The following is a 12,019-nucleotide window of genomic DNA, read 5'->3' as shown; positions in this document are numbered from 1 at the left end:
TAGGAAGGTTTTTTGTATTGCGTTAATAAAATATACAATTAAGCTTGCACTTTACTTTTCATAAACGTATGAATTCGTTCTAATGCTTTCTCTACTTGTTCAAGAGATGTCGCATATGATAAGCGAACGTTATTCGGAGCACCAAATCCTGTACCTGGTACAAGAGCTACTTTTTCCTCTTCTAATAGAGCTTTTGCCCAATCATCAACGTTTTCGTATCCTGATAAGGCTACAGCTTCTTTTACATTAGGGAATAAGTAAAATGCACCTTGTGGTTTAATGCAAGTAAAGCCAGGGATTTGAATTAATTTATCATAAATAATGTTTAATCTCTCTTCAAATGCTTGACGCATTGTTTCTACAGGTTCTTGTGAGCCTGTATATGCCGCAATTGCGCCGTATTGAGCGATTGAAGTAGGGTTTGACGTACTATGACTCGCTAAGTTCGTCATCGCTTTAATAAGCTGCTTATTTCCTGCTGCATATCCAATACGCCATCCTGTCATAGAATGAGATTTAGATACACCATTAATAATAAGTGTTTGTTCTTTTAATGCATTAGAAAGCTGGGCAACCGAAGTATATTCTGCTCCACCATAAATTAACTTTTCATAAATTTCATCTGAAACGATTAAAATATCGTGTTCTAAACATACTTCTCCAAGCTGTTGTAATTCTTCTTTGCTGTAAATCATTCCTGTTGGATTGCTCGGTGAATTAATAATAACTGCTTTCGTTTTCTCTGTAATTGCCTCACGCAGCTGCTTCGCTGTAATTTTGTATTCATTGTCTTCAAGACCTTCTACATAAACGGGCTTACCACCAGCAAGCTTTACTTGTTCCGGATAACTTACCCAGTAAGGCGTTGGGATGATAACTTCATCTCCTTCATCAAGTAACACTTGGAATAATGTATATAATGCATGCTTTGCACCGTTACATACAATAATTTCAGACAGGTCATACGCAATGCCTTGATCGCGAGTAAACTTCTTCACAATTTCTTGTTTTAACGCTTGTAATCCACCTGTTGGTGTATACTTCGTATGTCCTTCTAACATCGCTTTATGTGCAGCATCCATAATATGTTCTGGCGTATTAAAGTCAGGTTCTCCTGCCCCTAATCCAATTACATCATGACCTTCTGCTTTTAATGCTTGTGCCTTTGCTGTAATTTCTAAAGTTGCAGATGGTGTTAAAGCAGCTACTCGCTTTGCTAATTTCATTTGTAGTTCCCCCTACATCTATTTTTCAATGCTATATCGTTTTAAAAACTGACCATCTTGAAATGCAAGATTGTAGTAACTATAACGATTGTCATCATCAATATATGTAACTTCCCATAGTGGTATATTGTTTTCAACGCCTAATTTCACTTTTAAAATTTCTTTAGGCTTACTTTTGGGCTCTTTACTGTCATCTCCGACTTGTTCAATCGTTCTTTGTAAAGCCTCTTTTTCAGAAATACCTTCACTCTTTTTCCTTACTATAGCTTCCCCTTTTTTCTCAGGCACCCAAACGATAAGTTGTTCTCCTTTTTCATCTGTACCTTGTACGACTGTATATGAAGATTCTCCGTTATAATAATCCACAGATTTTACTTTTGTAAGCTTTGCCTTTTCTTTCGCAATTTCTACAGATTTTGCCTCTTTAGGGATTTTCTTTTCCATTGCTTTATTATAAACATACGCCCCATATATTCCGCTAGCAACGATTACGATAACGATTGCAAAGATCCACTTTTTCATTGTATCACTACGTTCTGTAAATCGTAAATACAGCTGTTTCTTTATCTTTTTCGTCTAATGCTAATCCGAACATGAGGTCCTGCTCTTTTAACGTACGATTCAAACTATCAACAATTTTATACAAGTCAGACGAATATTTAATACGCGTCGTTGATAGGACTTCGATTTTCTTATCCATGAAAAAACTCCTCCGTTACACAAAAATTTCTAATTATAGAAGAACGCAATGCGGTTACAATAAGAGTACATTCTTTACAACCCCTGCTTCATCACCCATCTATTATAGCAGGACATGTACAGCAAAAAAAGGTTTCAAGTCGAAAACCCATACATTTTGTATACAAGAAGTAAGAAAAATAAAATTCCTCCTACCCACATTTTTTACGCCTGAATTGTAAATGTACTTCAGGCGTATTTTTTCTTCCAATTTTATTCAGTTGGCCGTCCCTTTAATTGTTCTAACAATTGTTCTAGAGGGCCTTCATAAAGCGGGACAGTTGGGATTGATTGTAAAAAACGTTTTCCATAGGAAGCGCTTGTCAAACGACGATCTAATACAAACACCGTCCCGGTATCTATACTTGTTCTAATAAGACGACCAAATCCTTGTTTGAATCGCAGTATTGCTTGCGGGAGCGCTAACTTAGCGAATACGTCCTCTCCTTGATTTTTTAACCATTCTCCTTTTGCTTCCATCATCGGTTGATGAGGAGGCGTAAAAGGAAGGCGGACAATAACAAGACAACTAAGGGCATCTCCAGGTATGTCTATCCCTTCCCAAAAACTACTTGTTCCTAACAAAATTGATTTATCAAACTCTTGAAATTTACGAATAAGACGACTTCTGCTCTTATTATTCACACTTTGCGTTAATAATAAATATCCTTCTAATTCCTCATCATCTTTCAAATTCGTATATGCTTCTTTCAACATTTCATATGAAGTGAACAAAACAAGCATTCTACCTTCTGTAGCTTTCGCTATTTTTGCAATATGTGCCGACACAGATGCAATATATTCTTCATTACTTGCTTGCTTAATAAAAGGCACATCCGTTGAAACCATTAATTTCATCTGCTCTTCAAAACGGAATGGTGACGGGACCTGTATTGTATTTGGAGCAAAATCATATAGACCTAGCTCTTCTTTTATATAGTCAAATGAATCGTTTACTGTTAACGTTGCAGATGTGAAAATAACACTCTTTTTCTCTGTTAAAAATTCATCAGCAAATCTTTCACCAATATGTACAGGCTGCCCATATAAAACTGTTGAATGAATTGTCCCCTTCGTTTCAGTTTCCATCCATGTCACATATGAATTTTTTTCTAAAATGAGTAATTGTAAAGATTGTACCATCTTTCTCAACAACTCAATTAAATGCATAAATTCACCTGTAACAACATGCATCTCCCACTCTAATTTACTTTGCAATATTTCAACTTGCTTCTCAAGTGTAGTTAATAATTTTCTTACATCATATACAAAACGATTCGCTAACTCGGTAATACTATCCCATAGCTTACCTTTCTCCACTTCCGTGTTATATCGATAAATGAGTGGCATGTTGCTTATCCCTTGTTCCTGCTTTGTTTGTTTAAAGATGAAAGCACGTAACATTTGGAATAACTCATCCGCATCAAATTTCAATTCCTTCAAACTATGACTTACCATACGGAAAGTCGAGCGAGAGGCTTGTTCAGATTTTTTCATCATTTTATATACTTTTGAAAGTACATCATCTGTTTCTAGCGTACCAAGACGAGATAAAACTAACTGAAAATACATACAGGAGAACTGTTCACCTAATGTTCTACTCGCCGCTTCCTCAATATGATGCGCCTCATCAAAAATAATATGTTCACACGAAGCAAACAATGGTTCTTCACTTGAAAAATCTTGAAATAATAACGCATGATTTGTAATAACGATATCTGCAAATAATGCTTTATTCTTTGCTCGTTGATAAAAACAACGACTAAACCAGTTACTTTGCATTCCGCCTGGACTATGTACATCACTACAAATACGGTTCCAAAGTAACTTTCCGCCCTCAGGAATATTTAATTCATCACGATCGCCCGTTTCCGTTTGCAATAACCACACTAAAATTTTTGCCTTTGTGAGCGCCATATCATAATTTTTCTCTTCCTCTTGCAAAGCATATTCAAATTTATGTAGACAAAGATAATGTTTTCTTCCTTTCAGAAGAGCTACTTCAAATGAAAATGGCATTATTTTCTGTAATAACGGAATTTCTTTTTCTAGTATTTGTTGTTGTAATTGTACAGTTTGGGTACTTATGATGACAGGTTCTTCTTTTTTCTTTGCAAAATAAATACTCGGAAGTAAATATGCAAGAGTCTTCCCTGTTCCTGTTCCCGCTTCAATTAGTGAAAACCTAGAATCTCTTAGTGCTGTATATATTTCCTTCATCATAATCTGTTGGCTTTCTCTTTTTTCAAACTTTGGCATATTCAACTCAAGTTTATCAATAGTCTTATGCAAGAAAGCATCAAATTTTAATGAGCATGTTTCACTGAGGTTTAAAGAATAATTCCGTTTTCGAAGCGCAATATTTCGATACACTTCATATCCTTCTACCCCTTCTTTACCATGCATCATTTTCTTTAAAATATTTTCAGAAAGTACATCCGCTATATCACTTTGAAAAACATCACTCAATTCATAAAGCGATTGCAAGGTGACAAGTGGTAACTTCTCAATTTCATTTAAAAATTGTAAAAACAATTCCGCTGTTGCAAGAGCATCACTATCCGCACGATGCGGTTGGTCGTGCTCTAGTTCGTGTTGTTTAGCTAAATCACGTAATTTATAACTATCAGCCGTCGGCAAAAGAATTTGCGCCAACTCAACTGTATCAACTTTTGGACAATGTATTTCTGTATATCCAGCCTGCCTTAATTCTTCCGTTAAAAAATTCCAATCAAAGTGAACGTTATGTGCAACAAAGGCTGCACCTTGTAATAGCTCAACAACCATCGGGGCTACATCTTGAAATAACGGGGCTTGCTTAACCATACTCTCATCAATCCCTGTTAACTCTGTAATAAATGGCGGAATCTCTCTCTTCGGATTAATAAAAGATGAAAAAATCTCTAATATCTCTCCATCTTCCACTACAACAGCTGCAATTTGGGTAATTTTATCTTTCCCATCCTTCCAGGAGTTCCCTGTCGTCTCTAAATCCACAATGACATAACGCTTACTCATATATGTAACACCTCAATTTCTTACCTATCAAACAGAAAATTATATAATGTTACTATACCACGTTTTATCTTATCTTAATGAAAAGATGCACAAAAAAGCTATCTCCTTAATAGAGATAGCCTTCTTACTTATAAAATCGTACCTGCTTTTTCAGCACCTAACATTTCAATAATTTGATTATTATCATCTAATACTGCAATTTTAGGCTCTTGTTTATGAATATTTTCTTCTGCCACTAGACCGTAGCAAATAATAATAACTTTATCTCCTGGTTGCACAAGCCTTGCAGCTGCACCATTTAAACACACAACACCGCTACCGCGTTCTCCTTTAATAACATATGTCTCTAAGCGAGCACCATTATTGTTATTTACAATTTGTACTTTTTCATTTTCTACAATATTTACTGCATCCATTAAATCTTCATCAATAGTAATACTACCTACATAATTTAAATTTGCCTCTGTTACTGTTGCGCGATGTAACTTCGCTCTCATCATTGTGCGAAACATAGATGCTCCCCCTTATTTAACCGTTAATGTTATATTGTCAATTAATCGTACATTTTCAAATTTAACTGCGATTGCTAAAATGATTCGCCCTTCAATTTTATCCATTACTTGTAGTGAAGGATATGCATATAAATCAGCATAATCTACACTACCTTTCGTATGCGTCTCAATATACTCTTTCACAAGTGTTGTAATGATTTCTGCATTACGTTCCCCTGCCTCAATTCTTTCTTTCGCTATACATAGACTACGGTATAAATGAGGAGATTCTTCACGCTCTTCTTGTGACAAATACACGTTACGAGAACTTTTCGCTAATCCATCTTCTTCCCTTACAATATCTACTGGTACGATTGTAACCGGAATATTAAAATCAGCAACAAATCCTTCAATGACAGCAACTTGCTGTGCATCTTTCATACCGAAATAAGTACGCGTTGGTAATGTAATATTAAATAGTTTCATTAGTACAGTCGCAACACCAGCAAAATGACCAGGTCTTTGTTTACCACATAATACATCGGTACGCTTTACAACTTCAACTGTTGTCGTTTGTTCTGCTGGATACATTTCTTCCACGCTCGGATAAAATAAATAATCTACACCGTTTTCTTTTGCTACATTTTCATCCCTATCAATATCACGAGGGTATCGATCTAAATCTTCATTCGGCCCAAACTGTAGCGGATTAACAAACACGCTTAACACTACAATTTCATTTTCTTCTCTTGCCTGACGTAATAAAGTCGCATGACCTTCATGCAAATAACCCATCGTTGGGACAAAACCAATACTTTTTCCACTTGTACGAATTTCATTTGTAATTTGCTGCATCTCTTGCACTGTAGTTACGATTTTCATTATTGTTTTCCTCCGTATAACGCTAAGCATTCTTCCTCTTTCATTGTGAATGAATGTTTTTCTTCTGGAAATTGCCCTGTCTTTACTTCAGTAACATATTGTGAAATTCCTCTCACAATCTCTTCTTGAACAGACGTATATTGCTTCACAAATTTCGGAACACGATTTACGCCGTATGAAATAAGATCATGATAAACGAGTACTTGCCCATCTACTTTTTGCCCTGCTCCAATTCCAATCGTCGGAATCGTTAGTTGCTTCGAAATTAATTCTGCTAACTGCATTGGCACACATTCTAACACAAGCGCTATCGCACCAGCTTCCTCACATCTCTTTGCATCTTCTATTAATTTTTTTGCACTTTCAGCATCTTTTCCTTGTACTTTATACCCACCTAGTACTCCTACAGATTGAGGAGTTAAGCCTAAGTGCGCTACAACAGGAATCCCCGCATTCGTCAAGTAATGGATCGTTGATATCACTTCTCCTGCACCTTCTACCTTCAATGCATGAGCACCACTCTCTTGAACGATGCGGCGTGCATTCACCATCGTATCTTGAGGCGACACATGATACGACATAAATGGCATATCAGTTACAATAAACGTCTCTTTTGCCCCTCGGCGTACAGCTTTCGTATGATGAATCATATCCTCTACTGTTACAGGTACTGTTGAATCATAGCCGAGAACAACCATTCCAAGAGAATCTCCAACTAGAATCATATCAACTTCAGCTTCTTCTGCTAACTTAGCAGATGGATAATCATACGCCGTTAGCATTGTAATCGGCTCACCTTGCTCTTTCATTTTCAAAAAATCAGTTTTTGTTTTCAAAAACTACTCCTCCTTTATGCAGGAGAGAGGAGATGGCCGAAATCATATAAAAAACCCCCTCTGGCCATAAAAGGGCAGAAGGGTTGTGTGTTAGTCGGCATTATTCATCCCTCTGTCCCAGTCCGTTATTGGATCAAGGCAGAATCCAAGTTATTATTTTTCGTATTGCTTCGAATGATGGTGCAGTTCGCTCTGATACTGCCCATATTCGAACTAATTATAGCAAACTCCAAAAAGGAATTACTACATTTTTTTGAAAAAATAATTTTTATCCCTATTACGGTATGTGAAATTTTTATAGATCACTCCATTATAGAAAGATAAATAGCTTAATTTACATGCATAGTATAACTCTTCAAGTAATGATGCAGGTTAATGGAGGAAACATACTTACAAAAGGAGAATGGCGAATGTCTATAAACAAATGGTTATTTCGATTCACCGGTTTGCTTGTGATAATTGTAGGGATGATAACTTTTAGCTCCTTCCATGTATTTGCTTCAGTTAACGTCGTGACACAACCTATCGATTCAACGAAAGTAATTGAGGTTGAACTGAATGATGATTACTTTAACCCTAATGTCATCACGATTCCGATCGAACAATCCACAACATTACTTTTGAAAAACAAAGGTAAAAGCGAGCACACCTTTACAGTAAAAAAACTCGGAATTGACGTCGTAGTCGAGTCCGGAAAAGAAAAAAATATTACCGTGAAACCTACAAGTACTGGTACATATGAATTAATATGTCGGTACCATCTCCTTAAAGGAATGGAAGGCAAAGTAATCGTCAAATAAAAAGAAGTTCCTAATAGGAACTTCTTTTACTTAATTTCGATATCCGCAGAATGAATATGATGTAATTTCCCTTCATGGTCCTCGAGGAGCAATACTCCATCCTCTGTAATTCCTTTTGCTATCCCTGTAATTGTTTCTCTCATCGTTCGAGCGGTAATTTCTTTCCCGATGCTCACAGCATAACTTTCCCAAAGGATTTTAATGACAGGGAAACCATTTTGTAAATACGCTTCATATAATTTTTCTAGTTGTAAAAAGATTTGTTGCATAAGCTCTGCGCGAACAATTGGCTTACCAGATTCAATCGCTAAAGAAGTAGCAATATGCTGAATTTCCTCATCAAAATGCTCTTGCTTTTGATTCGCATTAATACCAATACCCATAATGACAGCATTAATTTTATCAGGATCTGCTTGCATTTCTGTTAATATTCCTACAGCCTTTTTACCTTGAATTAAAATATCATTTGGCCATTTTATTCCTACATTTACACCCGTGCACTTTTCAATTGCTTGTGCAACGCTAACAGCTGCTAACAAAGTAAGTTGTGGTGCATGATGAACCGGGATTGATGGACGTAAAATAATACTCATCCAAATTCCTGTTCCTTTCGGTGAATACCATTTCCTGCTTAAACGACCTCTGCCCGATGTTTGTTCTTCTGCCACAACGATCGTACCTTCTTCTGCACCTTCATAAGCAAGTTTTGCTGCAATATGCTGCGTAGATTCAACAGATTCCTCGAAATATACCGTTCTACCGATATGTTTCGTTTGTAACCCTAACTGAATTTCATTAGCAGTTACTTTGTCTGGCTTACCTGCAATTCGATAACCTAATCGACGCACAGCTTCAAGTTCATACCCCTCATTCCGAAGGTCCTCCATATGTTTCCACACAGCGGTTCTTGAACAACCAAGCTTATCACTAATCGTTTGGCCAGATACAAATTCGCCATCCGCTTCTGAAAAAACTTGCAATAACTGCTTTCTTATAGTAGATTGCATTCTTGCAGCCACTCCCTTATACACTCTTTCTCATTCACTACATTTCCTTGTACGATTGCTTCTTCAATTTTTTGAATCATTTCAGCAACCCACGGACCTGGCTTTTTATTTGCCCAGTTTAATAAATCATTCCCAGTCACATTCATTTCTTGGCGACTCTTGATTGGCAGTGCTTCAAACAACGTTTGTACTCGTTTCACAGATGTATGATCATAGCTTTCAATCATCGCTTCATATACTCTTTCTGCCATTTCAGCGATATGAATTCCCGTTTTATAAAGAAGAACTGTATCCCAATCCTTATCCTTTCTCGTACGGATTGTTAATAAAACTGCGACGATATCTTTTATTTTTTTATTCGAAAACTTCCATTGACGTAAAAAGACAGATGGATGTTCTTCCCCGATGCAATATAAGAAAAATGCCCATGCCTCAACGTCTGTTTCAAAAGAATCCCATTTATACTGCGTAGCTTGTAACAATCTCTCTTCTGACATTTGTAAATATGGCAGATGAGAAAAGAGCTTCGTTTCTACTAATTGTTGCAAACCCTTCACGCAGTATATGCCAGTTAACAGTTTCTCAAACTCCACTGTAATTCGCTCAATTGCTATATGTTCCAGTAAATGTCCATATGTTTCAATTGCTTGTTTCGTTTTCATTTCTAAAGAAAAACCTAACGTACTTACGAACCGAATACCACGCATCATTCGCAGGGCATCTTCTTGAAAACGATCCGCAGCATTTCCAACTGTCACAATTTCTCGCTTTTGAATCGCTTCCTGTCCGGCAAATAAATCAACCATTTTGCCTTCTTCTGTCATGGCAATTGCATTCATTGTGAAATCACGACGTTTTAAATCCTCTTCTAATGAACGAACAAATTGAACACTACTAGGTCTTCGAAAATCTTCATATTCGCTCTCTGTTCGAAACGTGGTTACCTCATAAGGTTCACCATTTTCTACTACAATTACAGTTCCATGCTCAAGACCAACAGGAACATGTCTTGGAAATATAGCCATCACTTCTTCTGGTAAAGCAGATGTCGCAATATCAATATCTCCAATCGGCCTATCAATAATAAGATCTCGTACGCTTCCGCCGACAAAGTAGGCCTCATGCCCTTGTTGCTTTAAAGTCTTGATAATAGAACTAGCTTTTTTAAATCTTTTCATTTTTGTCATCCCTTAGTACATCATAGTAAATCGTTTCATATTGTGAGACGATTTTTTCAGAGCGGAACTGCTCGTAAACACTTGCTCTTGCTCGCTCTCCCATATTACGGTGAAGTTCTTCATCCTTTAATAACTGAATGGCTTGATTTGCCACTCCCGTCGTATCGCCAACTTCACATAAATATCCTGTTTCACCATGTTGAATGACTTCTGGAATACCTCCAACCCTTGTTCCGATACAAGGTACACCACACGCCATCGCTTCTAATAAAACAAGACCAAAACTCTCTTTCTCTGATAGAAGCAACATTAAATCACTCATCGCGAGTAGCTCCGCAACATTATCTTGCTTCCCTAAGAATAAGACGCGATCTTCAATATGTAAATTTTTCACCAACTGTAAAATCGTGCAAAATTCTGGTCCATCTCCAACAAGAAGCAACTTCGCATCTACTTCTGTAACAATTTTAGCAAATGCCTGCACAACATCTTGCACACGTTTCACTTTACGGAAATTTGAAATATGAATGAGTATCTTTTCACTTTCACTTATACCGTATTCTTTCTTTAATTGAGTCATATCACGCTTGAAATATACACGTTCGTCTATAAAATTATATACCGTTTGAATGTCTTTATTTGGTTTTACAAGCTCATGCGTTTCGTTAATTAATGAATGCGAGACAGCCGTCACAACATCGGATTGCTCAATACCAAAACGAATTAAATTATTTAACGAAGGGTCGGAACCTAACACAGTAATATCTGTACCATGCAAGGTTGTAACAATTTTAATACGCTCTCCAATCATTTGTTTTGCTAAATAAGCACAAATGGCATGTGGAATTGCGTAATGCACATGTAAAATGTCTAGGTTTTCTCTTTGTGCAACCTCTGCCATTTTACTCGCTAACGCTAAATCGTACGGTGGATATTGAAATACAGAGTATTGATTTACCGTCACTTCATGAAAATAAATGTTTGGATACACTTTATTTAACCGGAATGGTAAACCCGATGTAATAAAATGAATTTCATGCCCGCGTTCCGCTAATTGCTTTCCTAATTCGGTTCCAACAACACCAGAACCACCTACAGAAGGATAACATGTAATACCTATTTTTAATTTCATTTACATCCCCCTATTAAATCAGCATGTAATAAAACCGGTTTCTTACTCATAAATCCTTCGGCATATAAGACTCCAACTTCTTTTCCAAACATCTTCTCACGAGCGACTACAGTTTCAACGTAACCTTCTGTTAACGGCGTTTTCACACCATCACTCCCTGTTGAAAACTGACTTTCATACGCTTCTAGTGCTCCCACCTTTTGCGATACGTATTCACTAATATCTATACAGAAATTCGGTTTATGAAAACCATTAATCATATAATGATAAAAAGAATCCACACGATGTGGCGGAACCTCTGGCATATATTTACGAATTCCAGCTGAAAAAATAGCTTCTTCCACAAGTTTTGCACAATTTGCATGATCTGGGTGACGATCTTCATAATACGGCGCAAAAACTAGTTTTGGTTTATATGTACGAATCACCTTTACAATTTCACGTATATACTCTTCTTTCATATACAAACCACGGTCTGGCATCGCTAAATTTAGTCTCGTTTTTACTCCCATTATACGAGCCGCCGCCTTAGCTTCTTCTTTTCTTAACTCTATCGTTCCATTAGAAGAAAGATCAGCTTCTGTTAAATCACAAATACCTACTTCATACCCTTGCTTCGTATATTTAGCAATGGTACCAGCCATGCCGATTTCAACATCATCGGCATGAGCACCAAACGCTAATATATGTAATCCACTCATAATTGTTCCC

At 36.8% G+C, this 12,019-nt stretch carries 12 protein-coding genes; 1 reads left to right on the top strand and 11 read right to left on the bottom strand.

Translation table 11 applies throughout. The annotated features are described in order from the left end of the window. Nucleotides 1-38: 38 nt before the first annotated feature. From aspB to panB, 7 genes are all read right to left on the bottom strand, one after another. Entirely contained in the window at nt 39-1,226 is a 1,188-nt protein-coding gene (gene aspB, locus AAG068_RS07785) for an aspartate transaminase AspB (RefSeq protein ID WP_342718800.1), read from the bottom strand. 18 nt (nt 1,227-1,244) lie between these two features. Further along, nucleotides 1,245-1,748, bottom strand: a complete 504-nt coding sequence (locus AAG068_RS07780; protein WP_071757495.1) for a DUF5590 domain-containing protein — start codon at nt 1,746-1,748, stop codon at nt 1,245-1,247. A 7-nt stretch (nt 1,749-1,755) separates the two neighbouring features. Further along, on the bottom strand, nt 1,756-1,926 hold the full coding sequence (locus AAG068_RS07775) for a YpmA family protein (protein ID WP_000358352.1): 171 nt from the start codon (nt 1,924-1,926) through the stop codon (nt 1,756-1,758). 251 nt (nt 1,927-2,177) lie between these two features. Next, a complete protein-coding gene (gene dinG / locus AAG068_RS07770) occupies nt 2,178-4,982 on the bottom strand; it encodes an ATP-dependent DNA helicase DinG (RefSeq protein WP_342718799.1) in 2,805 nt (934 codons plus the stop codon). Nucleotides 4,983-5,110: 128 nt separating this feature from the next. After that, complete coding sequence (gene panD / locus AAG068_RS07765) at nt 5,111-5,494, bottom strand: aspartate 1-decarboxylase (RefSeq protein WP_000490177.1); 384 nt, start codon at nt 5,492-5,494, stop codon at nt 5,111-5,113. A 12-nt stretch (nt 5,495-5,506) separates the two neighbouring features. Continuing rightward, nucleotides 5,507-6,355, bottom strand: a complete 849-nt coding sequence (gene panC, locus AAG068_RS07760) for a pantoate--beta-alanine ligase (protein ID WP_342718798.1) — start codon at nt 6,353-6,355, stop codon at nt 5,507-5,509. Then, on the bottom strand, nt 6,355-7,191 hold the full coding sequence (gene panB / locus AAG068_RS07755; protein ID WP_342718796.1) for a 3-methyl-2-oxobutanoate hydroxymethyltransferase: 837 nt from the start codon (nt 7,189-7,191) through the stop codon (nt 6,355-6,357). Before panB ends, panC begins: the two co-directional genes overlap by 1 nt. Before the next feature lie 410 nt (nt 7,192-7,601). Between panB and AAG068_RS07750 the strand changes: the two genes are divergently transcribed. Continuing rightward, nucleotides 7,602-7,991 carry a cupredoxin domain-containing protein gene (locus tag AAG068_RS07750; protein ID WP_342718795.1) on the top strand — a complete coding sequence of 130 codons (390 nt, stop codon included), beginning with the start codon at nt 7,602-7,604 and terminating at the stop codon, nt 7,989-7,991. A 26-nt stretch (nt 7,992-8,017) separates the two neighbouring features. Here AAG068_RS07750 and AAG068_RS07745 read toward each other — a convergent pair whose 3' ends face one another. The 4 genes from AAG068_RS07745 to bshB1 are packed head-to-tail and all read right to left on the bottom strand — an operon-like array spanning nt 8,018 to nt 12,009. Continuing rightward, on the bottom strand, nt 8,018-8,998 hold the full coding sequence (locus AAG068_RS07745) for a biotin--[acetyl-CoA-carboxylase] ligase (RefSeq protein WP_342718794.1): 981 nt from the start codon (nt 8,996-8,998) through the stop codon (nt 8,018-8,020). After that, complete coding sequence (locus AAG068_RS07740; protein ID WP_342718793.1) at nt 8,983-10,176, bottom strand: CCA tRNA nucleotidyltransferase; 1,194 nt, start codon at nt 10,174-10,176, stop codon at nt 8,983-8,985. The genes AAG068_RS07745 and AAG068_RS07740 overlap by 16 nt, the downstream gene beginning before the upstream one ends. After that, nucleotides 10,163-11,308, bottom strand: coding sequence for an N-acetyl-alpha-D-glucosaminyl L-malate synthase BshA (gene bshA / locus AAG068_RS07735; protein ID WP_087951864.1), 1,146 nt, complete (start codon nt 11,306-11,308; stop codon nt 10,163-10,165). The genes AAG068_RS07740 and bshA overlap by 14 nt, the downstream gene beginning before the upstream one ends. After that, the gene (bshB1, locus tag AAG068_RS07730; protein ID WP_342718792.1) at nt 11,305-12,009 is read right to left on the bottom strand and encodes a bacillithiol biosynthesis deacetylase BshB1; all 705 of its coding nucleotides are present in this window, start codon (nt 12,007-12,009) and stop codon (nt 11,305-11,307) included. The genes bshA and bshB1 overlap by 4 nt, the downstream gene beginning before the upstream one ends. Nucleotides 12,010-12,019 lie beyond the last annotated feature (10 nt).

The sequence above is a fragment of the Bacillus paramycoides genome (genome assembly GCF_038971285.1).
In the GTDB taxonomy this organism is placed as follows: Bacteria; Bacillota; Bacilli; order Bacillales; family Bacillaceae_G; genus Bacillus_A.
This window is presented reverse-complemented; position numbering and strand designations above follow the sequence as displayed.

What these genes read in the sequence shown, in the direction of transcription:
- aspB (WP_342718800.1), bottom strand. Translation starts at nt 1,226, where the DNA reads ATGAAATTAGCAAAGCGAGTAGCTGCTTTAACACCATCTGCAACTTTA.
- AAG068_RS07780 (WP_071757495.1), bottom strand. Translation starts at nt 1,748, where the DNA reads ATGAAAAAGTGGATCTTTGCAATCGTTATCGTAATCGTTGCTAGCGGA.
- AAG068_RS07775 (WP_000358352.1), bottom strand. Translation starts at nt 1,926, where the DNA reads ATGGATAAGAAAATCGAAGTCCTATCAACGACGCGTATTAAATATTCG.
- dinG (WP_342718799.1), bottom strand. Translation starts at nt 4,982, where the DNA reads ATGAGTAAGCGTTATGTCATTGTGGATTTAGAGACGACAGGGAACTCC.
- panD (WP_000490177.1), bottom strand. Translation starts at nt 5,494, where the DNA reads ATGTTTCGCACAATGATGAGAGCGAAGTTACATCGCGCAACAGTAACA.
- panC (WP_342718798.1), bottom strand. Translation starts at nt 6,355, where the DNA reads ATGAAAATCGTAACTACAGTGCAAGAGATGCAGCAAATTACAAATGAA.
- AAG068_RS07750 (WP_342718795.1), top strand. Translation starts at nt 7,602, where the DNA reads ATGTCTATAAACAAATGGTTATTTCGATTCACCGGTTTGCTTGTGATA.
- AAG068_RS07745 (WP_342718794.1), bottom strand. Translation starts at nt 8,998, where the DNA reads ATGCAATCTACTATAAGAAAGCAGTTATTGCAAGTTTTTTCAGAAGCG.
- AAG068_RS07740 (WP_342718793.1), bottom strand. Translation starts at nt 10,176, where the DNA reads ATGAAAAGATTTAAAAAAGCTAGTTCTATTATCAAGACTTTAAAGCAA.
- bshA (WP_087951864.1), bottom strand. Translation starts at nt 11,308, where the DNA reads ATGAAATTAAAAATAGGTATTACATGTTATCCTTCTGTAGGTGGTTCT.
- bshB1 (WP_342718792.1), bottom strand. Translation starts at nt 12,009, where the DNA reads ATGAGTGGATTACATATATTAGCGTTTGGTGCTCATGCCGATGATGTT.